The following is a 23,041-nucleotide window of genomic DNA, read 5'->3' as shown; positions in this document are numbered from 1 at the left end:
TCGTCCTCGCCTCGCCCATCGCTTGTCGGCCTGTCGGGCCGGTCAGGGGCAAGGCTCCGTCCGCGAACGAGACGCTCCTTTGTGAGTCAGGGGCCGGCACGGGTCCGGCGATCGGGCAGTGGGTGCGCGTCTCAGACGTCTTCGAGGGCACGCGGGCGCCTGTGGCGCGCCTGCAGGGCCTCATCACTGGTGGCGGCAAGCTCGATGTCGAACACCACCTCGGTGAAGGGTCCTTCAATGCCACGGGCACTGGCCTCGGCCTGGTCGTCGATGCGACTGGCGTCCACCACCAGCTCCTCGCGGGTGGCGAAGGCGAAGTCGTCGAAGGTGTAGGGGTCACCGGCCAGGTTGATCTGGGTGGTCAGGTGCTTGTGGCCTGGCGCCGAGATAAAGAAGTGGATATGCGCCGGGCGCTGGCCGTGGCGGCCGAGCAGGTCCAGCACCTGCTGGGTCGGGCTGTCGGGGGGGCAGCCGTAACCGGAGGGAATGATGCTGCGGGCACGATAGCGGCCATCGGCGTCGGTGAAGATGCTGCGCCTCAGGTGATAGTCCGACTGGGAAGGGTCGAAGAAGCTGTAGTTGCCCTTGCTGTCGGCGTGCCAGATCTCGACCTTGGCCCCGGCGATGGGCTGGCCGCTGGTGTCACGGACCTGACCGGTCAGCCACATCACTTCGGCCTGAGTGTCGGAACCATCGTCCATGCGCGCCTGGCCCTCTGACTCAGGTGCGCCGGCCACATACAGCGGCCCTTCGATGGTGCGCGGGGTGCCGCCCTGAAGGCCGCGGGCCGCGTCCTCGGCGTCCATACGCATATCCAGGTAATGATCGAACCCAAGACCCGGCGCCAGCAGGCCGAACTGGGTGCCGGCACCCAGTGCGTTGAGCACGCTGATACCCGCCCAGAACTCCTCCGGGGTGACGTCATAGTCGTCGATCAGTTTGTACAGGTCCGACAGCAGGCGATGCAGAATCTCCTTGGCGCGCTCGTCGCCGCCGTTCTTGTCGAAGCCGGCAACGGTGTTAAGGAAGTCCTGGACCTCCGGGGTGTCAAAGATACGGACTGGCGTGGTGGTGGTTAGCTTGTTCATCTCACACTCCTCACGGGATGGCGCTGTTATCGTTGTTATTGACGTCTTCGTTGACATTGGCGCGGGGTGAGCTGGCCGGGACGGCATCTGCCGTAGGCTCGTCAGGGGGCCGGCCGGGCTCGGGGATGACCAGGAAGGGAGCGTTACGCCCTTCCCGACGTGATTCAGCGATCGTCCTCGCGTACCGAGGACGGGTGGCGGCACAGCGGTTTGACGCGGATCTCCATGTAGGGAAACAGCGGCAGATTCGCGACCAGCTCCTGCAGTTCGGCGTTGTCCTCCACATCGAAGATGCTGACGTTGGAGTAGCTGCCCGCCACTCGCCACAGGTGGCGCCACTTGCCGGCGCGCTGCAGTTCCTGGGAATAGGCCTTCTCGGTGGCCTTGATCTCGGCGGCCCGGCTGGGGTCCATGTCCGGCGGCAGCTTGACGGTCATTTCGACGTGAAATAGCACGGCGTGTCTCCTGGTGATCGTGGGGTAAGGCGCCCTTAACGGCGGGCGTACTCGCGCAGCTTGTCTTCGTCCAGCTCAAGGCCAAGGCCGGGGCCATCCGGCAAGGCAACGCCAAAGTCGGTGTAGTGCAGCGGTCGGGTGACGATGTCGTCGGTCAGCAGCAAGGGGCCGAACATCTCGGTGCCCCAGGCCATCTCGGGCAGGGTGGCCCAGGCATGCAGCGAGGCGGCGGTGCCGATGCTGCCTTCGAGCATGGTGCCGCCGTAGAGCCCGATTCCGCCCGCTTCGGCCAGGTGGGCCAGGCGCAGTGCCCCCCGGGGCCCGGCGCTCTTGGCAATCTTCAGGGCAAAGGCGCCGCTGAAGCCGGAGTCGATCAGCGCCAGGCCACAGCGCAGGTCCTGAACGCCTTCATCGGCCAGCATGGTCACCTCGAAACGGCTGGACAGACGCGCCAGTCCGGCCCGCTCGTGGGCGGGAATGGGCTGCTCGATCAGCTCGACGCCGGCGGCCTCGAGCTCGGCAATCGCCCGCACCGCGGTGGCTTCGTCCCAGGCCTGGTTGACGTCGACTCTGACACTGGCGCGATCTCCCAGCACGGCCTTGATCGCGGCCACGTGCTTGACGTCACGCGCCACCGGATTGGCACCGATCTTGAGCTTGAAGTCGCGATGGCGACGCTGCTCCAGGCGCCGCTCGGCCTCCTCGATGTCCTTATCGGTGTCACCGCTGGCCAGCGTCCACAGCACCGGCAGGTGGTCATGGCGAGGGCCGCCCAGCAGCGATGCCAGCGACACCCCGAGGCGCTTGCCCTTGGCGTCCAGCAGCGCGGTCTCCAGCGCCGACTTGGCGATGACGTTGCCCTTGGCCAGCTTGTCCAGTCGCGCCATGGCCAGATTGATGTTGTCTGCTGGCAGGCCCTCGAGCGCCGGCGCCAGATAGGTATCGATGTTGACCTTCATGCTCTCGGGGCTTTCCGGGCCATAGGCCAGACCACCAATGGTGGTGGCTTCACCCAGCCCCTCGATGCCGTCGGAGCATCGCAATCGCACAATCACCAGGGTCTGGGTGGCCATGGTGGCCATCGACAGCTTGTGCGGCCGGATGGTCGGAAGATCGACCAGCAACGTCTCGATGGATGCAATGGTGATGCTCATAGGAACTCCGGCACGTGACAGAACGGAAACGGGTGAACAAGCCATACCTGAGTAAGTTTTTTCTTACTTAGAGGCGACTTCTCTCACACGCCATCTCTTGTGGCCCATGATGCGAAACCCCCTGTTTACGGCGTCTTCACGAATTCTGGTTGTCTACGGACCGCGGAACCAATATGGTCTGGGTAAGCAGGCATACCCTGGAGGTATTATGGAGCTTCGACACCTACGCTATTTCTGCGCTGCAGCAGAAGAGCTGAATATCACCCGGGCCGCCGCTCGGCTGCATATGGCGCAGCCCCCATTGACGCGGCAGATCAATCAGTTGGAGGAAGAGCTGGGGGCCCAGCTGTTTATCCGTGGACCCCGTGGCCTGGCCCTGACGCCCACCGGCAAGTTCTTCCATGAGCATGCCCTGCAGATGCTTGAGAAGCTGGACACCACCGTGGCCGCCGTGCGCCGCATGTCCCGCAGCCACAAGGAATTATTCGGTATCGGCTTCGTGCCATCGCTGTTCTATGGACAGCTGCCGCTGCTGGTGAGGGAGTTGCGACAAAAGGACGAGGTAGAGCTGACCCTGGCCGAACTGACCACGGTGGAGCAGGTGCAGGCGCTGAAGGCAGGCAGGATCGACATCGGCTTTGGGCGTCTGCGTCTCGACGACCCGGATGTGGAACAGGAAGTCCTGTTCGAGGAGCCGATGATGGCGGCGGTGCCGGAAGGACACCCGCTGGTGGGCACCACCCCGACCATGGCCGAGCTGGCGAGTTATCCGCTGGTGCTGTACCCGGCAAGCCCACGCCCCAGCCTTGCCGATATCGTGCTGGGGCTGTTTCGCCGGCGCGGCCTCAAGGTCACGGTGGCCCAGGAGGCCAACGAGATGCAGACGGCGCTGGGCCTGGTGGTATCGGACTTCGGCATCACCCTGGTACCGGAACAGGTCAAGCGACAGAACCGCGACGGTATCCGCTACCTCTACCTGGCCGAAAAGCACATCACTTCACCGATCGTGTGCAGCCGCCGACGTGGCGAAGCGCCCAGCGAGACGATGCAGGCGGCCAACGCCATCCTCGAGGTACTGGTGGAGAATCGCAGAACGGGGAAGTATCCGTGAAAAACGTCGCGGGGCGGCAGGGCCAAGGCCCTGCCTGTGGCGGGTGGCTAACGCTTAGGTGTTACCGAAAATCATCCCCCGCCGCTGCCACGAAGGCCATTTCGACCAGCAGCTCGGGGTTGGCCAGCTCGGCCTTGACGCAGGCACGGCTGGGGGCGGTGCCGGGCTCGAACCAGCGCTCCCAGGCGACGTTCAGCGCATCGAAGTTGGCGAAGTCGGTCAGGTAGATGGTCACCGAGATGATCCGAGTCTTGTCACTGGCCACCTTGGCCAGCGACTCCTCGGCCTGCGCGAAGATCTGCTCGACCTGACCGGTGATGTCGGCGCTGGTGTCTGCTTCGGCGACTTCGACGAAGTGAGCCATGCCGTTGAACACGGTGATGTCGGACCAGCGGGGAGTGGGGTTGATGCGATGGATATCCATGGAGAAGCCTCGATGCCTGGGAGGAAAGGATCGCTAGCATAGGCCATGGGAGCGTCGCTGCAAACGCGGGCAAATAGCGACACGGACGTCGCGGTTCAGGCCGCGACGTCCGTGTGGTCAAGCGAACACGATCAGAAGTCGAAGAACACCGTTTCCCCCTCCCCCTGCAGCACGATATCCAGGCGATAGCGCGGCAGTCCGCCTTCACTGTCTTCACGACGAGCGATCAGGGTCTGACGACGGCTGGGTGACTCAATCGCGCCCAGCACGGGGCAGTCGGCATTGGCCTCGCTTTCGTCGTCAAAGTACAGGCGGGTCTGCAGATGGATATTCACGCCCCGGGCAAAGATCGCCAGGTTGATGTGAGGGGCCATGGTGCGGCCGTCGGGACGGGCGATGGCACCGGGCTTGACGGTCACAAAACGCCATTCACTATCACCCTCGGCGGTGGTCGCGGTGCGCCCGAAACTGTTGAACGGCGCCTTGAGGTCGAAGGCGGGTTGATAGTGGCCGCTGCTGTCGGCCTGCCACGCCTCAAGCAAGGCATCGCGGACCAGGTCGCCGTTGCCGTCGATGACCCGTCCTACCACTTCGATGCGCTCGCCGCTGGCACTGTCCTTGGCCAGTTCGTTCCAGATTTCTTCGTCGCGCTCGGGCAGGCCGGCGACGGCCAGTGCCAGACCGATATGCACGTAGGGGCCCGCTGTCTGGGAGGCCGTCTCACGCAGCATCAGATTGGCGGTGGGGGTGAAATTGGGCTGTTGCATGGAATCTCCTTGCCGTCGGACGCCATAGCCACACGTCCGCAGGGCATATCACTGTTGGTTGCCGGAAGCATTGCTGCCGAGCGTGTCACTGATTCTCGAAATAGGTCTGCAGCTCGCCGCGTACGACCAGGTCAAAGCGATAGGCCAGCGCGTCCATCGGACGCGAGCGCGCCATGTCGAGACGTCCGATCATGGTGCCGACGGCTTCCTTGTCGTTGAGTGTCTGCACGATCGGACAGATCGGAATCAGTGGATCGCCCTCGAAGTACATCTGGGTGATCAAGCGAGTGGAGATGGCAGGCCCCATGACGCTGACGTGGATATGCGCCGGACGCCAGGTGTTGATGCCGTTGGGCCAGGGGTAAGGGCCTGGCTTGATGGTGCGGAAGTGATACCAGCCGTCCTCATCGGTCAGGCAGCGCCCCACGCCGCCGAAGTTGGGGTCCAGCGGGGCCAGGTAGCTATCTTTCTTGTGGCGGTAACGGCCGCCCGCGTTGGCCTGCCACATTTCAACCAGGGTGTGGGGCACGGGCTTGCCGAACTGGTCGATGACCCGCCCGAACATGATGACCCGCTCTCCCACTGGCAGGCCGGGGGCGGTGCCATCGCGGAAGTTGAGCAACAGGTCGTTGTCATGGGGTCCCATGCGCAGCTTTTGAAAGTCCGGGCCGGTCAATTCCGACACGCTGGGAGTCTGCAGGCTGACCAAGGCCTGGGAAGGAGAGCGCGGCACCGTGGTCTTGTAACCGGGAGCATAGGCGGGCGGATGCGATTGGCGATCGCGCTCGACAAAACGACGACGAAGAGTCATAGGGCCAGGTCCTGACGTAAGGGATGATTATTGGTTGTTCAGACACGTCTCGCCGGCAAGGCGATGACGCCAGTGTGACCAGGCCCTCGCGGACTGCCAATTGAGACCTTGACGAGCGTCCATAACCCAGAGGTTATGGCCAGCCGATCCTGGCACCGATCACTATGGCCTAACGTTCAGTGCTGGCGCTCGGCGGCGGCCTGGCGCAGTGACTCGGCGAAATCATCCAGCGCCAGGCTAGTGTCCACTGACGCGTTGGTACAGAGCCCCACCGATCCCCCCTGGTGCTCGAAGGCCAGCGACAGCTCCACCAGACGGCCTGCCTGCAGGTCGTCATCCACGGCATCGAAGGGCGCCACCCAGATGGCGTCATTCTCCAGGGTGTAGCGACGGCTAAGCGTCAGCGACAGGGTCTCGAGACAGGGCGACGACAGGCTGATGGCGTGACGCACACAGAAGCTGTCGACCTGCTGTCGCAGGGTCGTCTGCTGGGGCGGCAGTACCCAGCGGCACTCCCCCAGGGGGGCGGTATCCTCAAGCGCGTGTCCGGCCAGCGCATGGCCGGGACGTACCACCAGCCGCAGTGACTCGTAGTAGAGGTGCTCAAAGGCCAGGTCACGAATCTCGCGGGCTTCTGTCATCCGTCCGACCACCATGTCCAGCTCGCCAAGTGACAGTCGAGACAGCAAATAGGCGCTGGCGCCCGTGACCACCGTGACGCTGGTAGTGCGGCCGTGAGGCGATGTCTGGAAACGGCCGAGAGCCGCAGGCATCAGCCGTGACTCCACCGTGGATAGCGCACCGATCCTCAACCAGGCATGGCCACCATGGACATCCGCCAGAGCACCCACGCCCTCCTCGAGGGCCTTCAGCGCGGGGCCGGCGTGCCTTAACAGGGTGAGCCCGGCCTGGGTCAGACTGACGCCCTGGGCGCTACGCTCGAACAGCGTGGCACCGACGATCTCCTCGAGTTCGCGGATGGCCTTGGAAATGCCCGGCTGGGTGATCGCCAGGGAGTCGGCAGCCCGCGCAAAGCTGCGGCGCCGAGAGACCTCAAGAAAGGCGTTGAGATGACGCAGCTTGATACGGTGATTGAGCATAAAACGTCATGGCTTTGAGCGTCAGGGCGTTGAGCGTGAGGGCGTTGGCCATCTCGGCGACGAGGGATGACAGGGCTCACTGGCAAGCAGCGAGCACGCGTTCGATGGGCTCGCCAGATCCCATCAGCGAGAAGCGCGCTGGAAGCGTGTCCTGGGGAGTGATCACGGCGACGTTGCCTGACTGCAGAGTGCGCGTCAGGCGAGCCGGCGAAGGCGCGAACCAGACGCCATCCTTGGGTGAATGACGAGACTCCAGGCGATAGCCGATGCCATCCACCAGCACATCCAGAGGCTTACGCCGGTCTGCACCCATGCCGGAGGCGTAACCCGCCACCGACACCATGGGCACCCCATTGAAGCACACCAGCGCCAGCGAATGACCGTCGCCATCTTCTACCTTGGCCGCCGGCGCATCGCCAAACATCTGGTGGGCCTGGGTGAAACGCCAATCGGCCGCCGCCGAGTGGGCCATCAGCCCACCGAGCAACGCTGCCACACACGTCATGAACCGCATCTAGGAGTTACCTCTTGCCGCCAAATAAGGGCATGCACCGGGCCGCGCCCTCATGCCCAGCATCCGTCCCCGTTCCAGTCTAGCAACGGCCCGAAACGTTAGGCCACTATCACGGGCACTCGGCCATGTAGTGAACGACGGAATAGAGGGAAGCAGACAGCAAGGACTCGGCACTCCCTACTGGAACATTCAGCGCTGCCATTGTGTGACAGCTATGTATCACTCTTCCCCTGCGGCGACAACCGTGCGGCAGATGCAGATTATCCCTGCCCTACCCTTCCTAGCCCTCACCTTCACAGGCGCCCCAGCCCAGTTCCTTGGCCAGGGCAAAGGCGTGGTTGGCCGCCGGTACGCCAGCGTAGATGGCGACATGCATCAGTACCTGACGCAGTTCCGCCTCACTCAGCCCGATGCGCTTGGCGGTGTTCAAGTGCAGGGTCAGCTCCTCGCGCCCCAGGGCGGCGAGAATGCCGGTGGTGATCATGCTGCGCTCGCGTCTCGTCAGGTCGTCATTGGACCACAGCTCGCCCCAGGCCAGCCGGGTGATCATCTGTTGGAACGGCGCGTCCAGCGACGTGGCCTTGGCGGTGGAGCGCGCCACATGCGCCTCCCCCAGCACCTGCTTGCGCGTCTCTATCCCGACCGAATAGGCAACACCGTGCTCGGCCACATCGCCCAGCTCCGGCGCCAGCGCATCGAGCAGCCAGTCGCACAAGCGCTGGGGTGCCTCCACCGAGGGCACATGGCCGACGCCATCGAATACCGTCAGCTCAGCACCGGGGATGTGTTCGGCCAAGGCCTCTAGCGAGGCGGGAGGCGTCGCCAGATCCTCACTGCTCGCCAGCAGGTTGACCTTGAGCGCTGGATGGTGATGACCCGCGTCGCCGAGGCGGCCCCGGAAATCCGCCTGCCCCAGCATCTCGCACAGCTGGGCGTAGGACTCATCATCGCCACGGCCCATGGCCAGCTGCCAGCCTGGCGCCAGCGCCGGGTTGGCCTCAAACGCCCTGGCGGCGAACCAGCGCGGTACGATCTCACCGGACATGGCGGCAAGCCCCTCAGCGCGCACGCGTCCGGCGCGGGTCGACCATAGTTCGAGATTGCCGATCTGCGCCCCGGTATTGGTCAGGCTGGCCGAGGCCAGTCGCTCGGGATGATGCGCGATCAACGCCTGGCCAATGACACCACCGATGGAGGTGCCGACGAAATGCAGGCGCGTGGTGTCAGCAATCCCCACCTCGGCCAGCAGCGCCAGCAGCTCATCCGCCAGGTCCTGCGGGGTGATCGCGCCGCCGGGCTCCAATGGCCCACTGGCCCCGTGCCCCGGCAGGTCCCAGGTCAGCACCCGATAGCGTGAGATCAGGCGCGGCAGCAGCTCATCCCAGACCGACTGATTCATGCCCAGCGGATGGGCCAACACCAGTAATGGCAGCGCCTCACTGCCCAGCAGGCGATAGCTCAGGGTGCGGTGGTGGATCGTGGCAAAGCTCATGGCGGTCTCCGTTGGCGGGATCAAACGCGCTCGATCAGGGTGGCAATCCCCTGACCCACACCCACACACATGGTGCACAGGGCATAGCGCTTTTGCTGCTGGTGCAGTTCGTGGGCGGCGGTCATCAATAGCCGCGCACCGGACATCCCCAGGGGGTGCCCCAGGGCGATGGCGCCGCCATTGGGATTGACCCGGGGGTCATCGTCGGCAATGCCCAGGTCCCGCATGCAGGCCAGCGCCTGAGCGGCGAAGGCTTCGTTGAGCTCGATCACGTCGATCTCATCGATACTTACCCCGGTACGCGCCAGCAGGCGGCGTACCGCGGGCACCGGGCCGTAGCCCATGATACGCGGCTCGACCCCGCCGGTGGCCATTCCTAGGATGCGCGCCATCGGCGTCAGGCCGTGGCGCTCCACCGCGGCCTGACTGGCCACCAGCATCGCACAGGCGCCATCGTTGACCCCCGACGCATTGCCGGCGGTGACGCTGCCATCCTGCTTGAAGGGTGTCGGCAGGCTCGCCAGCTTGTCCAGGGTGGTGCCGGCTCGCGGGTGCTCATCGCTGTCGAAGACCAGCGGCGGCTGCTTGCGCCGGGGAATCTCGATGGGCGTGATTTCCAGGGCAAAACGCCCTTGCTGCTGAGCCCGCGCGGTCTTCTCCTGGGAGCGCACGGCGAAGGCATCCTGGTCGGCCCGCGAGATAGCGAACTGTTCGGCCACGTTCTCGGCGGTTTCCGGCATCGAGTGGGTCTCGTAGACCTTCTTCATCAGTGGATTGACGAAGCGCCAGCCGATGGTGGTGTCCTCGATCGTCTGTCCGCGGGAGAACGCCCCCTCCGCCTTGCCCATGACGTAAGGCGCCCGCGACATGGACTCGACGCCACCGGCCAGGGCCAGATCCATCTCGCCGGCCTTGATCGCACGCATGGCGGTCCCCACCGCATCCATGCCGGAACCACACAGCCGGTTCATGGTAGTACCCGGTACCGAGGTGGGAAGCCCCGCCAGCAGCGACGACATGCGCGCCACGTTGCGATTGTCCTCACCGGCCTGATTGGCGCAGCCCATGAAGACTTCTTCGATGGCCGCAGGGTCAAGATCGGGCGCCTGAGCCAGCACTGCCTTGAAGATATCGGCCGCCAGATCATCAGGGCGCACGCTGGACAGGGTACCGCCGAAGCGGCCAATGGCACTGCGGCGAGGATGGCAGAGATAGACGTCGCTCATGGCGGACTCCTTGCTGTCCCCGCGCATCGGCGCGGGGCTTGTCGGAAATAGACGGAAAACCGGGGCCCTTACTGGCCGCTATGGGCGCGCTCGGTGCGGGCCTTCAGTTCGCGCAGCACAGCCAGTTCGTGGTCGCTGGGCTCGGGCGTCGCGGCAAGCTCGGGGGCAAAGCGGATATCCCAGCCCGTCGCTTCCTGCACCTGCTCGCGGCTCACCCCAGGGTGCAGCGAGACGACGGTGAGCTCGCGATCGACGGGATCGGGCTTCATCACGCACAGATCGGTAATCACCCGGGTCGGCCCCTTGCCGATGTTGGGCACGCCATCGCGTCCCTTGCCGTCGCGGCCGAAGCCCAGGGTGGTGATGAAGTCCACGTCGCGCACGAAGGCGCGTGGCGAATGCTTCAAGGTGATGAACACCTCGCCGGCGTTGGTGGCGATTTCCGGCGCCCCGCCACCGCCCGGCAGGCGTACCTTGGGCGCGGTGTAGTCACCGATCAGCGTGGTATTGAGGTTGGCGTAGCGATCGATCTGCGCCGTGCCCAGAAAGCCGACGCTGACCTTGCCGCCCTGCAGCCAGTAGCGAAACATCTCGGGCACGGACACGGTGGTCAGCGCCGACTCACACAGCTCACCGTCGCCAATCGACAGCGGCAGCACATCGGGCTTGGTCTGCAGGGTGCCGGATTCGTAGATCAGCACTACCTCGGGAGCGTGGGTCAGGCGTGCCAGGTTGGCGGCTTCGGAGGGCAGACCAATGCCGACAAAGCAGGTCATGCCGTTCTCCAGCGCGCGGGCGGCGGTCACCGTCATCATCTCGGCGGAGGTGTAGTCGGTAGCGGTGTTCATCAGGCGTGCCCCCCTGTCTGGATGATGTTGTCGTCGATCCACCGGGTAAAGGCATCCCGGTCCCGTGCAATGGCGTCCCACTCCTTGTAGAAGCGGTTGTCCCGGGGGTAGTAACCGTGGGCGTAGGACGGCAGCGAGCCCTTTTCCGCCACGGCGATGGCGTCGATGGCCCAGCCAGGGATCACGCAGGCATTGGGGTGGGCTCCCAGGTCGTCGACGATTTCCTCGACGGTGACGATGGCGTGCTTGGCCGCCAGCACCGCTTCCTTCTGCACGCCGATGATGCCCTCGACCAGCACATTGCCGGCCCGATCCGCCTTCTGGGCATGCACGATGGACACATCCGGGCGTACCGATGGAACGGCGGCCAGGCGCTCACCGGTAAAGGGACACTCGATAAACTTGATCTGCTCGTTGACGTTGGGCAGCTCGCTGCCCACATAGCCTCGCAACACCGCCAGCGGTAGTCCTGCGGCCCCTGCTTCGAAGGCGCAGGCCATGGCCGCATGGCTATGCTCGAGAATCTCGATCTGATGGGGCCAGCCCTTCTCCACCGCATCGCGCAGTCGGTGCAGCGACCCCACGCCGGGGTTGCCCCCCCAGGAAAAGATCACCTTCTTGACGCAACCCGCACCGATCAGCTGATCGTAGACCAGGTCCGGAGTCATGCGGATCAAGGTGAGATCACGCTTGCGCTGGCGAATGACTTCATGCCCGGCGGCAAACGGAATCAGGTGGGTAAAGCCTTCCATGGCAACGGTGGCGCCATCCTCGACGTAGCGCTTCACCGCATCACTCAGGCTCAGGATCTCGGCCATGTGGATTGCCTCATGTGGGTTCTGGAGGGGTGTGCTGAATGCTGTGCTCTTGATGTTGAGCTCTTGGTGCATTGCTCTTGATGCTGAGCTCTTGATGAAGAGCCCAGGACGCTGTTGCCTGGACCACGCATCTTTTTTGTTCGCTATGTGAACGTAGGTTTGTTATACGAACAAACCTACTGTCGAATCCCTCGATCGTCAAATGCAAAAAAGGCGAGCGCAGATCGACTCTGCGCTCGCCTTTACTGGGGGTTGTCTTTTGCTTCAGAGGGTTATCAGCGCTGCAGCCACTCAAGCGCGGCACGGACCTGGTGTTTGCTGCTACCAATGTATAAGGCAGGATCGGTGGCTGCTCGTATCGCTTCGGCACTGGGCAGTGTGCTGTCATGAGGGCTGGCATGGCTGCTGGCAGCGGTGCTGGCGCCAGCGTCGCTGTTTACCGCGTCACCACCTTCCTGCACCAGCGACACCAGCACGTCAGCGTAACGGCGCCCCTGCTGCCTGGCCTGTTCGGCGGCGTCTGCCGCCAGCGCCTTGGCGCGCTCGGGCCCCAGGGACGGGGTCAGCAGACGCGCCACCGGCTCGGCCATGATGGCGCCCCCGGTCACCGCCAGGTTGGCCGCCATGCGCTCGGGGTGGATCTCCAGGCCTTCGAGCAGCACCGCCGCCTGTTCCAGGGCGCCCTCCACCAGCAGCACCGATTCCGTCAGGGGCACCCACTCGGCATGCCACTCCCCCAGTCCGCGCTCCAGCGGCTGCGCCACGGCACCCAGCACCACGCTGGTGTGTCCATGCAGCCGACGAGCCGACGAGCGTATCAGCGCACAGCGCACCGGGTTGCGCTTGTGCGGCATCGACGAAGACTCACCCATGCCGGGGGCGCTGGGTTCACTGACTTCACCAACCTCGGTCTGAGTCAGCAGGGAGACGTCGAGCGCCAGGTTCTCCACCGCCCCGGCCACGGCGTCCAGAGCCGTCTGCAGGGTATGGATCGGCTGGCGATTGGTGTGCCAGGGCAATATCGGGCAGCTCAGCCCCAGCTCCTGGGCTATCGCCTGCATCAGGGCCATGCCTTCATCGCCCCATCCCGAGTGCACGCCTACCGCACCGCCAAACTGTACCGGCAGACCTTGATCCGCCACCTCACCCAGCCGTCGCCTGGCTTGTTCGAGCCCCACCGTCCACTGGGCTACCTTGGCGCCAAAGGTGATCGGCAAGGCTTGCTGCATCAGCGTACGACCGACCATGGGCGTATCGGCATGTGTCCGCATCAGGGCCATGCCTGCGGTCCTGCACCGTTCAAGCAGTCCATCGATGGCTCCCAGACGAGGTGTCAGCAGATGCATCAAGGCCGAGTCCACCACATCCTGACTGGTGGCCCCCTGGTGCCAGTAACGCTTGAGATGATCCGGCAGCGCGCCACGGCCTGCCTTGACGAAGGGAATGGCCGGATTACCGCCACTGGCAACACCACGGGCCAGTTCGTCCACATCGAACGCGTGATGCTCCAGCCGCTCGGCCATGTCTGCGGCGGTACCGGGCGGCACCGCCCCGATACGCTCCTGTGCACGCACCAGGGCCAGCTCGAAGGCCAGCATTGAGGCGATAAAGTCCGCATCACGGCAGTCCTTGAGCGCATCTTGGCTCATGCAGAGGTGGCTCAGCAGGGCGGCAGTCATGGCATGTTCCTCGTGAAAGGGGCGTGAGGCTTGGCACATCGGCTGTGCCTGGCTTAGAGAACGCAGGGACGGGGCAGACAGTGGAAGCGCTCCATCAAGCTGGCGCGCCAACACTGCTTATCGCACAGATGTTCGCAAATCGAACGACTATGCTAGATGACTCCATACTGGGCAGCAAACTCCCCCGCCACCGATGATATGCCGCTGCACAGGAGTGCGCCGGGCACATTCGTCGACATGCTACGCTGATGGGCAGGTTGGCGTTCCAGTCAACGATTCAAGGTCGACAGCCCCATGATATTCCCTCCACAGCACTTGCTTCGAATGCTGATAGCATTGATCCTATCAGCCCTCGCCGTGCCGACTTATGCTCAAAATGACTGCACAGAGACGGAGCTAAAAAGATCCCCCCCTTCCCTAAACAATCATAAGTGCACAATCAGCTGGATCGACCACAACCAGCTAAAGACTGTCACATGGCGCGAGAATAGAGGGGATGGTGAGTCTGCCAAGCTTCGACACACCTTGAATAAAACAGTACTGACATCTTCCCATTTACCCCAACTCATTGATGTCGACCAGGACGGCTGGCACGACATGCTGACATTCACGCCAGTGGGTCAGGTCAATGGCGTCTTCGATATCTTCTTCTATGAGCCATCCCATGGGACATTTACGCATGCTCAGCCACTGTCAGGCCATACATTGGAACGAGATATAGATGACTACGTCATTGCCATATCTCGTAACGGCCCAGGCCAGATATTGCGTTTCTTTACTATTGAAAACCAGGACTTCACGTTTCAGTTTGAGATCAATCCCTATGCCCCCGGCTCGCCTGCCCCAGGCCGTGAGTTTACCTGTGACATCAGTGCTGTCAGTAGCGAAGTAGGCAGTGAGAACGAAAGAAAAGGCGCAACACCTGAAGACGTTGAATGGCTCAGTGACTACTGCATCCAGGAACCGCCAATAGACCGCGAACCCCGCAATATTGAGCTCCTGGAGCGAGCGGTTGAAACAGATAGGGTACCGACAGACACCCTATTTTATTGTCGCCTCGACAATAACACTCATATTGTCACCATCTCTCGAGTTCCAGGTGGGATGAGATACGAGTATGGAAGAATCGGCACTGACAGTGTCGAGCTGGCTCTGGAGCAGCCGCTTGAACAGGTCCAAATGGTGACAGAGGATGACAATGGACAGAGTCGATTTGGTGAAATCCGCTTTACCAGCGGCCCCTACAGCTACATCGCGTCCTACCGCTACGACTTATTCGACACAAATGGCAAGCTATTGCCATCTGGCCCAGATCGAGCGCGCGCCAACCCGACGTTTCGACGAAGCCTGATGGTCACCAAGGACGGGGACCGTGCAAACCCAGTGTTTGCCAGAGACTGCCTTATCGCACATTCCTACGATGCGATCTTGGCGTCGGAGCGGGAATGACATCGTGCGGTCGAGGGGCGTTGTGGCCGGCGGGCGCCGGTAGCCGACGTCTTCGGCGCTAACACAACCATTCGGACAACGGCATCTTGATGGGACAGCGATAGCAGCAGTCGCCAATAGTCGTACAAGTGTTCGCAAGTCGAACATATATGCTAGGTTAACCACATGGACGGGAGGTACGGCACTCGCTAAGCGGTGTGTCGACACGCCCTCAGACCATTGCCGCACTGGTATCATCCACGCTTTATCTTTCCGAAAGGACACCTCGATGGATACGGCACCGACGGACGCCGCCCTGAGCCCGGACGATCGCGACTTTGTCACCGCTCTCGCCAGCGGCCTCGATGTCATTCTGGCCTTTGATGAGGCCCACCCACGCATGACGCTGAGCGAGGTGGCTGCACGTACCAGCATGAACCGCGCCCGTGCCCGACGCTTCCTGCTGACGTTGCATGCACTCGGCTATGTGCGCAAGGACCAGCGCCATTTTGAATTGGCCCCCAGGGTGCTGCAGCTTGGCTATGCCTTCCTGTCCGCCAACAATTATCGTCACCTGATTCAACAGGTGCTCGAGGATATCACCGCCGAGAGCGGTGAATCCTCATCACTTGGCGTACTGGACGGCGACGAGGTCACCTATGTCGCCCGCTCGGCCTCGCGCCAGCGACTGATGGCGATCACGCTGGCCGTGGGCACTCGGCTGCCGGCCGCCTACACCTCGATGGGGCGCATGCTGCTGGCCCAACTCGATGACCAGGCGCTGGACGCCTTTCTCGAGCGCGTCACCCTGGAACCCTTCACCGACACGACCATCACCGACCGCAGCGCGTTGAAGGCAGCCATCCTGAGCGCCCGCGAGCTGGGCTATGCGATCGTGGACCAGGAGCTCGATTCCGGCCTGCGCTCCCTGGCAGTGCCCGCCTACGATGCCCACGGTGAGCTGATCGGCGCCATCAACATCAGTACCAATGCCGCTCGAGTCGACCATGACACACTGCTTGAGCGCTACCTTCCGCTACTGCAGGAGAAGGCACGCCAGATCCGCGCCAACGTCAGCTGATCTCGCCACCTGTTCGACCACGCTTGAGCTGACGCCGGCAGGGAGGCCTGAATGCTCGCCATACTCTCGATTACCACGCCGATCTTTCTGCTGATTGGCGTGGGCTTTGTGGCCAGGCGCTGGAACCTGGTGTCGCCGGTCCAGCTGTCCGGCGTCGCCAACTTTGTGCTGTACGCCGCGCTGCCGGCGCTGATTGTCGGTGCGCTCACGCGTAACTCCCTGGGAGAGGTCATCAGCCTGCCGCTGCTGCTTGCCTACGCACTGGGCTCGGTGGCCACCTTTGTGGCGTGCCTGTGGCTGCCGCGCAATCGCCGCCGCAAGACCGCCACGGAGCGTGCCATCCAGGCGCTGGGCATGTCGGCCTCCAACAGTGGCTTTATCGCCTACCCCATCGCGGCTCTGGCGCTGGGCCAGGCGGCGGCGGGTGTCATCCTGGTGCATACCATGATGGTCGAGGTGCTGCTGGTCATCCCCGGCGCGCTGGTACTGGCGGAAATCGGCCAGCAGGCGGATGCCAAGGCGGGCGCTGCCTTGCGTCAGACCTGTCAGCGCCTTACCCGCAATCCGATCCTGATCTCGCTGACGGCAGGACTTGCCATCGCGGCCAGCGGGTTTCGCCTGCCCGACACCCTCACACGGACCATCGAGCTGCTGGCAGGGGCCGCCGGGCCCGCCGCGCTGTTCGTCATCGGCGGCACCCTGTATGGCTTGAAGATTCGCGGCATGCTCAAGGACATGGGGCAGATCATGGCAGGCAAGCTGTTGCTGCACCCGCTGCTGGTGCTGGGCCTGCTGCTGGCCCTGGAGACGGTGACGGGACCGCTGCCACCCCACCTGTTTGCCGGCGCCATGATCTTCGCCGCCTGCCCGATGATCAGCATCTATCCCTTGATCGCCCAGCGCTTTGGCATGGAAGGGGTCGGGGCGGCCGCCCTGATGGCCAGTACCGTGGCCAGTTTCCTCACCTTAAGCGCGGTTCTTTGGGCGCTGTCCCGGGTGGGCCTGCTGCCGCTGCTTGGCTGACTTGCTGGCGCCCAATGGCGGGCTCACGTACCATGAAGCAATTCATTTAGCTTGCTACTTTTTGGCAGCATCGAATGCTGCCACCACGCCCCAACGCCAACGGCCCGCCATGTCCACGCCTTCATCGTCACCAGACACCGCTCTCCTGACGCCGCCGCGGGCCCTGAGCCGCGATCGTCCACTGAAAGGCATTGCCTTCATGTTGGCCGCGGGACTGCTGTTCTGCATGCTCGATACCGGCGTCAAGACTCTGGCTCAGGACTATTCACCGGTGCAGGTGGTGTGGGCGCGTTACGTCGGCCATATGCTGGTGCTGGTGGGCTACTTTCTGTGGCTGGGCCGGGGGCCAGGGATGGCCATGCTCAAGACCTCATCCTTGGGCGGCCAGTTCGTCCGAGGCCTGCTGCTACTGGGTGCCAGCACCTTCGCCTATCTGGCCTTCCGCAGTCTGCCGCTGCTGCAGGTCTATGTGATCAACTTCAGCTCACCGTTGTTGGTGACCTTGCTGGCGATTCCGTTGCTCAAGGAGCGGGTCGGCTGGCGCCAGTGGCTGGCGATCCTGGTCGGCTTCGCCGGAGTGCTGATCTGCGTGGGCCCGGTGGACTGGCGAGCCAACCCGGCCATTCTTCTGCCCTTTGGACTGACCGCCTGTTTCGCGCTCTACCAGCTGTCCACTCGGCGTTTCGGCCGCGAGGACCATCCGCTGACATCGCTGTTCTACGCAGGTCTTGCCGGTGCCGTGGTCAGTTCGCTGGTGGTCCCGGTCTTCTGGACTCCGGTGGCGCTGGGGGATCTGCCGCTGTTCATGTTTGTCGGGCTGATGGGCGCAGCCAGCCAGCTCACCCTGATCCTGGCCATGCGCTACGCACCAGCGTCGCTGGTATCGCCATTTCTTTACTTGCAGATCGTCTGGGCGGCTCTGTTCGGCTTTGTCTTCTTTGGCGATATCCCCCGTCCCGAAACCTGGATCGGCGCTGCCCTGATCACCGTCGCCGGTATCGTGCTGGCCACCTGTCGAAGAAAAAGTGGCTGAGCCAGTGCGCTGTCATTCATGTCGCGCCCCCCATCACGCCAGCGGCGTCACGACGTCAGCATCTCGCTGACCAGCACCCGGCCGCCCTGGCGAGCGGCCTTGTCCACCGCCAGAGTCGCGGCCAGGGTCATCGCCCCTTCCCTTGCGCTGACACGCGGCTCGGCCTCTTTTCTCACCACGGCGATGAAGTGACGCAGCTGCTCGGGATAGCAGTGGCTGCGCGGAGGCTGCAGACGCTCTCGCATCAGCGGCTCACGCCAGTGACCTTGGCCGGCATGACGCCACAGCGCCATACCCGGCACGCTGAGGCTACCGCGGGTGCCGCCAATCACGTAGCAATCACCCGGCTCATGCAGAAAGTTGGGGGACTGACCAGAAGCGACGTCCCAGATATAGGGTGAGGGCACCGCGTCACTGCCGACAAAGGAGCCGATCATGCCGTTGGCAAATGACAGGATGAGCGCAAAGCTGTCCTCCACCTCGAAGCCCCGCGCCTTGTTGGCGGTCACTGCCTGCACGCTCTCGATCTCACCGCACAGAAAACGCAGGCAGTCGATCTCATGAATCAGGTTGATCAGGATGGGACCGCCACCCGCTTCCCGCCGCCATGCCTGATCGAAATAGGGCTCGTCCTTGCGACACAGCCACATCCCGCTGACGGTGACCAGCTGACCCAGTTCTCCCGCCTGGATGGCCCGCAACGATTCGACCATGTCGGGACTGTGGCGACGGTGATGACCCACCAGCATGGGTACTCCCGCCGCCTCGCTGGCATCGGCTAACGCCAGCGCTCCCGCCACAGTGTCGGCAATCGGCTTCTCCATCAGCGTCGGCAGCCCCCGCTCGATGCAGGCGAGGCCCGCCGCCACATGCAGGGCATTGGGTAGCGCCACTATGACCGCGTCGAGCTCGACCTGATCGAGCATCTGGAGGTAGTCGGTATAGCAGGGCACGCCCAACCCGTCGGCGAAGGCGCGACCGGCGTCCGTCACATCGGCGATAGCCGCCAAGGTAGCGTCTGCCGACGCCTGTACCAACGCCACGTGTTCACGGCCGATGATGCCAGCCCCCATCACCCCGATACGTATGGGTCCCATACGGCCCTCCTTGTTGTTATGCATGCGTCTTCCAGGTCGCGACGTCTAGCGAGAGGCAGCCCCTTCACGTCACACCACGGGGTCGCTGAAACCCACCGTCACATTGTGGCGTCAGCCCTTCTTGATCAGCGCCTCCAGGGCGGCGTGATAGCCTTGGCTGCCGAGCCCCGCGATAACGCCATCGGCCCGCAACGACACGTAGGAGTGGTGACGGAAGCTCTCGCGCTTGTGCACGTTGGACAGGTGGACCTCGATCACGCTGCCGTCGAAGGCGTTCAGTGCATCCAGGATGGCCACCGAGGTGTGGGTGAAGGCGGCAGGATTGATGATGATGGCCACCGTGCCGTCCACACGAGCGGCATGAATGGCGTCGATCAGCTCGCCTTCATGATTGCTCTGCCGGCTACTCAGCTCCCATCCCGCGAGCAGCGCATGCTCGCGCAGCCCATTGTCGATGTCCGCCAGGGTTTCGTGACCGTAGATATCGGGCTCACGGGTGCCCAACAGGTTGAGATTGGGACCGTGCAGAACCAGCACCTTGCCACTCATCAGAGATTCTCCTTCAACAGTTCTCGCCGGTAGTGGGCGAACAGGGATGCGGCTTGCTCATCGGCGGCAGCACGCTGATGCTCATCCTCACAGAACCGCTTGAAGGCGTCCATGCACTTGACCGCGAACCGGTAGCGAGGTGCGACGCTTGAATCCACGGTCATGTAGCTTCACTAGGTATTTACCCTGATGCCCGGCCGTGCCTTGCCCTCTTGCGGTGTGCTGCACATGCGAGCGATGGCACCGCCGTCACTCACCCCTGCTCTGGCTCCAGCCAGCGCCGCCAGGCGTCGATGACCACCTGCCGATGGGCCTTGAACTCGACCACATCGCCGCGGGCGGTCTCCCGGGTCAGCGCTGCACGGTGGTTGGCGCTGCGCGCGGCCAGGTAGGCATCACGCAGGGCCTGGGCCTCGTCGGGGGCCAGGTGAGCGGTCTCTTCCAGGGTCTCGAGAATCCGCATGTTGTCGCTGAAGCGCATGAGCTCCGGCGTCTGATGGGACAGTGCCAGCACCGCGTACTGACACAAGAACTCGATATCGACCATGCCACCGGGGTCGTGCTTGAGGTCGAAGGTGTCGTCACTGCCCTTTGACCCCAGGTGGTCGCGCATCTTGTGGCGCATCTTGACCACTTCATCGCGCAGGGCGTCTTGGTCCCGCTCGCTGCCGAGGATATCGCGGCGTACCTGCTCGAAGGCCTCGGTCAGCTCGGCACTGCCGGCCACCACCCGGGAGCGCACCAGCGCCTGGTGCTCCCAGGTCCAGGCCTGCTCGCGCTGATAGTCGGCAAAGGCGCTCAGGGGACTGACCAGCAGACCGGCATTGCCCGATGGGCGCAGGCGCATATCGACCTCGTAGAGCGACCCGGCTGGCGTCACCGCCGACAGCAGGTGGATGATGCGCTGTCCCAGGCGGGTGAAAAAGACGGTGTTGTCGATCGGGCGCTTGCCGTCGGTCTCGCCCTGGGACGCGCAGTCATGCAGAAACACCAGGTCGAGGTCCGAGCCATAGCCCAGCTCAATGCCGCCGAGCTTGCCGTAGCCGACGACCAGAAACGCCGGGGTCTCGCCCACCCGCTCGCCCTCCTTGCCAAGCGGAAAGCCATGCTTGCGGGTCAGGGTCTTCCAGGCCATCACCAGCACCGCGTCGAGAATCACCTCGGCGATGTAGGTGAGATAATCGCTGACCTTCATCAGGTGACGGGTGCCGGCGATGTCAGAGGCCGCCACATGCAGCACCTGGGCGTGCTTGAACACCCGCAGGGCTTCCAGCTGGGCCTCTTCATCATCCTCGGGGATCCGCGCCAGGGTCTGGCGCAGCTCATCGGCCAGACGCTGCTTGTCGGCCGGGGTATAGAGGGTGTCAGGCGTCAGCAGCTCATCCAACAGGATCGGATAACGGGCGATCTGCTCGGCGATCCAGGGACTCGCGCCGCACAGCTTCATCAGGTGGCCCAGGGCGTCCGGGTTCTCCCGCAGCAGGGCCAGGTAGGCGGTGCGCCTGAGCACTGCCTCGATCAGCGGCAGCACTCGCTCGAGTGACGCATCGGGCGCCTCGCTGTCGGCCAGCGCGTCCAGCAGCATCGGCATCAGCGCGTCGAGGCGCTCAAAGCCCACCCGCTGCATGGTCTGAACCTGACGCGACCCCGCCAGGCCCTTGATCCGCTTGAGCGCGGTGGTGGCGTCTTCGAAGCCAGCCCGCGTCAGCGTGGCCTCGGCCTCCTCGTCGTCCGGCTCGCCGCGCCACAGCTGGCGCCAGGTTTCGAGGTTGGCGCCCTCCTCCGTGTCCTCTTCGACCTCGTCTTCGGGATCGCTGATCACCGCGTCGAAGTGCTGGCGGACCCGTGCGCGCACCTCATCCAGCTGCGCCATCAGCGCCGGCCAGTCCTTGGCGTCCATGGCCAGCGCCACACGCTCGCGGTCGAGCTCGTCATCGGGCAGGGCCTGGGTCTGGCGATCCTCCAGCGCCTGGATGGCGTGCTCCAGATCACGCAGGAAGGCGTAATCCGGCAGCAGCTCGTCGACCACGCCCTGGGGCAACAGGCCGAGCTCCGGCAGACGCTGCATGGCGGTCTTCAATGAGGTGACCTGAAGCTCGGTATCACGCCCACCGCGAATCAGCTGAAAGGCCTGAACGATAAACTCGACCTCGCGGATGCCGCCGGGGCCCAGCTTGATGTTGCCCTGCATGCCCTTGCGCCGGACCTCGCGATTGATCATCGCCTTGAGCTCCCGCAGCGACTCGATGGCACCGAAGTCCAGGTACTTGCGATAGACGAAGGGGCGAATGCTCGACAACAGCTCGTAGCCGGCGTCGATATCGCCGGCCACCGGGCGCGCCTTGAGCATGGCATAGCGCTCCCACTCGCGGCCCTGATCCTGGTAGTAGCCCGCCAGTGAGGCAAAGCTGCCGACCAGTGGCCCGCCGTCCCCCAGCGGGCGCAGGCGCATATCGACGCGAAAGACGAAGCCGTCGGCGGTCACCGGGTCCAGGGCCGAAATGAGCTTCTGCCCGAGCTTGGTGAAGTACTCGACGTGGTCCAGCGCCTTGCGCCCGCCCTGGGTCTCGCCCTTCTCGGGATAGGCGAAGATCAGGTCGATATCCGACGACAGGTTCAGCTCGCCGGCGCCCAGCTTGCCCATGCCGAGCACCACCAGGCGCTGCTCGCTGCCGTCCCCGCGGGGCGCGGGGCGTCCCCAGCGGGCCTCGACAAAGCGCTCGAGCCAGCCAAGCGCCCCTTCCAGGCAGACCTCGGCCAGGCGCGACACCGCAGCGCCGGTGGCCCAGGCATCGATGCCCTCAGGGCGATTGATATCACGCCACACGATCCCCAGCATGCGCGCGGCACGAAAGCGGCGTACGGCTGCCTGCATGGCAGCCTCGTCGTCGGCCGACGCCAGGACCTCATCCAACAGCTCCTGAAGCTCCGCAAGGCTCAGCGCACGATCCAGCTCGCCGCTGGAGTCCAACCAGCCCAACCACTGGGGATAGCGCACCAGCGTCTCGGCGGCAAACTCGGAGATCGCCAGCACTCGGGCGAGTTCGACCCGTCGATGGGTTTCGAGCGCCTGATACAGCTCACCGGGGGGCTCGCTGCCGCTCATCTCGGCGATGTTGTCCGCCTGATCGATACGCGCGGCCAGGCGTCCCCATGCCTTGTCCAGAGCACCGTGCAAGGCAGCCGGAATATCATCGCGGGGAAGAAAGTCCGGGCTCTGTTCCATGGCGGCTCTCCTTGTTCGTCATCGTCGCCGTGCGCTTCAGCCGGCGGTGTATGCCTCGGTTCATACCCTGAGCATAAACAAGCGCGGCGGTCCCGACACCCTCCGCTGGCGCAAGAT

22 protein-coding genes are annotated in these 23,041 nt (G+C 64.0%); 5 read left to right on the top strand and 17 right to left on the bottom strand.

Annotated elements, in window-relative coordinates; genetic code table 11:
* Nucleotides 1-131 precede the first annotated feature (131 nt).
* From catA to KUV86_RS13210, 3 genes are all read right to left on the bottom strand, one after another.
* On the bottom strand, nt 132-1,088 hold the full coding sequence (gene catA, locus KUV86_RS13220; protein ID WP_222485130.1) for a catechol 1,2-dioxygenase: 957 nt from the start codon (nt 1,086-1,088) through the stop codon (nt 132-134).
* A 164-nt stretch (nt 1,089-1,252) separates the two neighbouring features.
* A complete protein-coding gene (gene catC, locus KUV86_RS13215) occupies nt 1,253-1,543 on the bottom strand; it encodes a muconolactone Delta-isomerase (RefSeq protein WP_206940560.1) in 291 nt (96 codons plus the stop codon).
* Between the two features lie 35 nt (nt 1,544-1,578).
* The gene (locus tag KUV86_RS13210; RefSeq protein WP_222485129.1) at nt 1,579-2,697 is read right to left on the bottom strand and encodes a muconate cycloisomerase family protein; all 1,119 of its coding nucleotides are present in this window, start codon (nt 2,695-2,697) and stop codon (nt 1,579-1,581) included.
* Nucleotides 2,698-2,905: 208 nt separating this feature from the next.
* Between KUV86_RS13210 and KUV86_RS13205 the strand changes: the two genes are divergently transcribed.
* A complete protein-coding gene (locus tag KUV86_RS13205) occupies nt 2,906-3,808 on the top strand; it encodes a LysR family transcriptional regulator (protein ID WP_222238854.1) in 903 nt (300 codons plus the stop codon).
* Nucleotides 3,809-3,869: 61 nt separating this feature from the next.
* On the opposite strand, the gene KUV86_RS13200 is transcribed toward KUV86_RS13205, so the two are convergent.
* The 10 genes from KUV86_RS13200 to KUV86_RS13155 form a co-directional block, all read right to left on the bottom strand.
* A complete protein-coding gene (locus KUV86_RS13200; RefSeq protein ID WP_222238853.1) occupies nt 3,870-4,232 on the bottom strand; it encodes a RidA family protein in 363 nt (120 codons plus the stop codon).
* Nucleotides 4,233-4,363: 131 nt separating this feature from the next.
* Nucleotides 4,364-4,999 (bottom strand): protocatechuate 3,4-dioxygenase subunit alpha, encoded by a 636-nt coding sequence (gene pcaG / locus KUV86_RS13195; RefSeq protein ID WP_222485128.1) that lies wholly within the window; start codon nt 4,997-4,999, stop codon nt 4,364-4,366.
* Between the two features lie 85 nt (nt 5,000-5,084).
* Nucleotides 5,085-5,810, bottom strand: a complete 726-nt coding sequence (gene pcaH, locus KUV86_RS13190; protein ID WP_206940569.1) for a protocatechuate 3,4-dioxygenase subunit beta — start codon at nt 5,808-5,810, stop codon at nt 5,085-5,087.
* A 176-nt stretch (nt 5,811-5,986) separates the two neighbouring features.
* Nucleotides 5,987-6,910, bottom strand: a complete 924-nt coding sequence (gene pcaQ, locus KUV86_RS13185) for a pca operon transcription factor PcaQ (protein ID WP_222485127.1) — start codon at nt 6,908-6,910, stop codon at nt 5,987-5,989.
* A gap of 76 nt (nt 6,911-6,986) precedes the next feature.
* On the bottom strand, nt 6,987-7,424 hold the full coding sequence (locus tag KUV86_RS13180; RefSeq protein WP_222163977.1) for a hypothetical protein: 438 nt from the start codon (nt 7,422-7,424) through the stop codon (nt 6,987-6,989).
* A gap of 280 nt (nt 7,425-7,704) precedes the next feature.
* Nucleotides 7,705-8,916, bottom strand: a complete 1,212-nt coding sequence (locus tag KUV86_RS13175) for an alpha/beta fold hydrolase (protein WP_222485126.1) — start codon at nt 8,914-8,916, stop codon at nt 7,705-7,707.
* Between the two features lie 20 nt (nt 8,917-8,936).
* Nucleotides 8,937-10,142: a 3-oxoadipyl-CoA thiolase gene (gene pcaF, locus KUV86_RS13170; RefSeq protein WP_222485125.1), complete on the bottom strand. Its 1,206-nt coding sequence runs from the start codon at nt 10,140-10,142 to the stop codon at nt 8,937-8,939.
* 68 nt (nt 10,143-10,210) lie between these two features.
* Nucleotides 10,211-10,990, bottom strand: coding sequence for a CoA-transferase subunit beta (locus KUV86_RS13165; RefSeq protein ID WP_206940581.1), 780 nt, complete (start codon nt 10,988-10,990; stop codon nt 10,211-10,213).
* The gene (locus tag KUV86_RS13160; protein ID WP_206940583.1) at nt 10,990-11,808 is read right to left on the bottom strand and encodes a CoA transferase subunit A; all 819 of its coding nucleotides are present in this window, start codon (nt 11,806-11,808) and stop codon (nt 10,990-10,992) included. Before KUV86_RS13160 ends, KUV86_RS13165 begins: the two co-directional genes overlap by 1 nt.
* 275 nt (nt 11,809-12,083) lie before the next feature.
* Nucleotides 12,084-13,487, bottom strand: a complete 1,404-nt coding sequence (locus KUV86_RS13155) for an adenylosuccinate lyase family protein (protein ID WP_222485124.1) — start codon at nt 13,485-13,487, stop codon at nt 12,084-12,086.
* Between the two features lie 597 nt (nt 13,488-14,084).
* Between KUV86_RS13155 and KUV86_RS13150 the strand changes: the two genes are divergently transcribed.
* The 4 genes from KUV86_RS13150 to KUV86_RS13135 all read left to right on the top strand — a co-directional run bounded on the left by KUV86_RS13150 (nt 14,085) and on the right by KUV86_RS13135 (nt 18,052).
* Nucleotides 14,085-14,936 (top strand): hypothetical protein, encoded by an 852-nt coding sequence (locus tag KUV86_RS13150; RefSeq protein WP_222485123.1) that lies wholly within the window; start codon nt 14,085-14,087, stop codon nt 14,934-14,936.
* A gap of 268 nt (nt 14,937-15,204) precedes the next feature.
* Complete coding sequence (locus KUV86_RS13145; protein WP_222485122.1) at nt 15,205-15,996, top strand: IclR family transcriptional regulator C-terminal domain-containing protein; 792 nt, start codon at nt 15,205-15,207, stop codon at nt 15,994-15,996.
* A 51-nt stretch (nt 15,997-16,047) separates the two neighbouring features.
* Nucleotides 16,048-17,019 carry an AEC family transporter gene (locus KUV86_RS13140; protein ID WP_222485121.1) on the top strand — a complete coding sequence of 324 codons (972 nt, stop codon included), beginning with the start codon at nt 16,048-16,050 and terminating at the stop codon, nt 17,017-17,019.
* Nucleotides 17,020-17,128: 109 nt separating this feature from the next.
* Nucleotides 17,129-18,052 carry a DMT family transporter gene (locus KUV86_RS13135; RefSeq protein WP_206940590.1) on the top strand — a complete coding sequence of 308 codons (924 nt, stop codon included), beginning with the start codon at nt 17,129-17,131 and terminating at the stop codon, nt 18,050-18,052.
* A 47-nt stretch (nt 18,053-18,099) separates the two neighbouring features.
* On the opposite strand, the gene KUV86_RS13130 is transcribed toward KUV86_RS13135, so the two are convergent.
* From KUV86_RS13130 to glnE, 4 genes are all read right to left on the bottom strand, one after another.
* Complete coding sequence (locus tag KUV86_RS13130; RefSeq protein ID WP_206940592.1) at nt 18,100-19,149, bottom strand: Gfo/Idh/MocA family protein; 1,050 nt, start codon at nt 19,147-19,149, stop codon at nt 18,100-18,102.
* A gap of 111 nt (nt 19,150-19,260) precedes the next feature.
* Nucleotides 19,261-19,701, bottom strand: coding sequence for a type II 3-dehydroquinate dehydratase (gene aroQ, locus KUV86_RS13125; RefSeq protein WP_206940858.1), 441 nt, complete (start codon nt 19,699-19,701; stop codon nt 19,261-19,263).
* Entirely contained in the window at nt 19,698-19,862 is a 165-nt protein-coding gene (locus tag KUV86_RS13120; RefSeq protein ID WP_206940594.1) for a hypothetical protein, read from the bottom strand. Before KUV86_RS13120 ends, aroQ begins: the two co-directional genes overlap by 4 nt.
* An 89-nt stretch (nt 19,863-19,951) precedes the next feature.
* On the bottom strand, nt 19,952-22,924 hold the full coding sequence (gene glnE / locus KUV86_RS13115) for a bifunctional [glutamate--ammonia ligase]-adenylyl-L-tyrosine phosphorylase/[glutamate--ammonia-ligase] adenylyltransferase (protein WP_206940595.1): 2,973 nt from the start codon (nt 22,922-22,924) through the stop codon (nt 19,952-19,954).
* Nucleotides 22,925-23,041 lie beyond the last annotated feature (117 nt).

The sequence above is a fragment of the Halomonas sp. DP8Y7-3 genome, from assembly GCF_019801675.1.
Lineage (GTDB): Bacteria > Pseudomonadota > Gammaproteobacteria > Pseudomonadales > Halomonadaceae > Halomonas > Halomonas litopenaei_A.
This window is presented reverse-complemented; position numbering and strand designations above follow the sequence as displayed.

Coding starts and splice junctions, on each gene's coding strand:
- catA (WP_222485130.1), bottom strand. CDS start 1,088: ATGAACAAGCTAACCACCACCACGCCAGTCCGTATCTTTGACACCCCG.
- KUV86_RS13210 (WP_222485129.1), bottom strand. CDS start 2,697: ATGAGCATCACCATTGCATCCATCGAGACGTTGCTGGTCGATCTTCCG.
- KUV86_RS13205 (WP_222238854.1), top strand. CDS start 2,906: ATGGAGCTTCGACACCTACGCTATTTCTGCGCTGCAGCAGAAGAGCTG.
- KUV86_RS13200 (WP_222238853.1), bottom strand. CDS start 4,232: ATGGATATCCATCGCATCAACCCCACTCCCCGCTGGTCCGACATCACC.
- pcaG (WP_222485128.1), bottom strand. CDS start 4,999: ATGCAACAGCCCAATTTCACCCCCACCGCCAATCTGATGCTGCGTGAG.
- pcaH (WP_206940569.1), bottom strand. CDS start 5,810: ATGACTCTTCGTCGTCGTTTTGTCGAGCGCGATCGCCAATCGCATCCG.
- pcaQ (WP_222485127.1), bottom strand. CDS start 6,910: ATGCTCAATCACCGTATCAAGCTGCGTCATCTCAACGCCTTTCTTGAG.
- KUV86_RS13180 (WP_222163977.1), bottom strand. CDS start 7,424: ATGCGGTTCATGACGTGTGTGGCAGCGTTGCTCGGTGGGCTGATGGCC.
- KUV86_RS13175 (WP_222485126.1), bottom strand. CDS start 8,916: ATGAGCTTTGCCACGATCCACCACCGCACCCTGAGCTATCGCCTGCTG.
- pcaF (WP_222485125.1), bottom strand. CDS start 10,142: ATGAGCGACGTCTATCTCTGCCATCCTCGCCGCAGTGCCATTGGCCGC.
- KUV86_RS13165 (WP_206940581.1), bottom strand. CDS start 10,990: ATGAACACCGCTACCGACTACACCTCCGCCGAGATGATGACGGTGACC.
- KUV86_RS13160 (WP_206940583.1), bottom strand. CDS start 11,808: ATGGCCGAGATCCTGAGCCTGAGTGATGCGGTGAAGCGCTACGTCGAG.
- KUV86_RS13155 (WP_222485124.1), bottom strand. CDS start 13,487: ATGACTGCCGCCCTGCTGAGCCACCTCTGCATGAGCCAAGATGCGCTC.
- KUV86_RS13150 (WP_222485123.1), top strand. CDS start 14,085: ATGCTGACATTCACGCCAGTGGGTCAGGTCAATGGCGTCTTCGATATC.
- KUV86_RS13145 (WP_222485122.1), top strand. CDS start 15,205: ATGGATACGGCACCGACGGACGCCGCCCTGAGCCCGGACGATCGCGAC.
- KUV86_RS13140 (WP_222485121.1), top strand. CDS start 16,048: ATGCTCGCCATACTCTCGATTACCACGCCGATCTTTCTGCTGATTGGC.
- KUV86_RS13135 (WP_206940590.1), top strand. CDS start 17,129: ATGTCCACGCCTTCATCGTCACCAGACACCGCTCTCCTGACGCCGCCG.
- KUV86_RS13130 (WP_206940592.1), bottom strand. CDS start 19,149: ATGGGACCCATACGTATCGGGGTGATGGGGGCTGGCATCATCGGCCGT.
- KUV86_RS13120 (WP_206940594.1), bottom strand. CDS start 19,862: ATGACCGTGGATTCAAGCGTCGCACCTCGCTACCGGTTCGCGGTCAAG.
- glnE (WP_206940595.1), bottom strand. CDS start 22,924: ATGGAACAGAGCCCGGACTTTCTTCCCCGCGATGATATTCCGGCTGCC.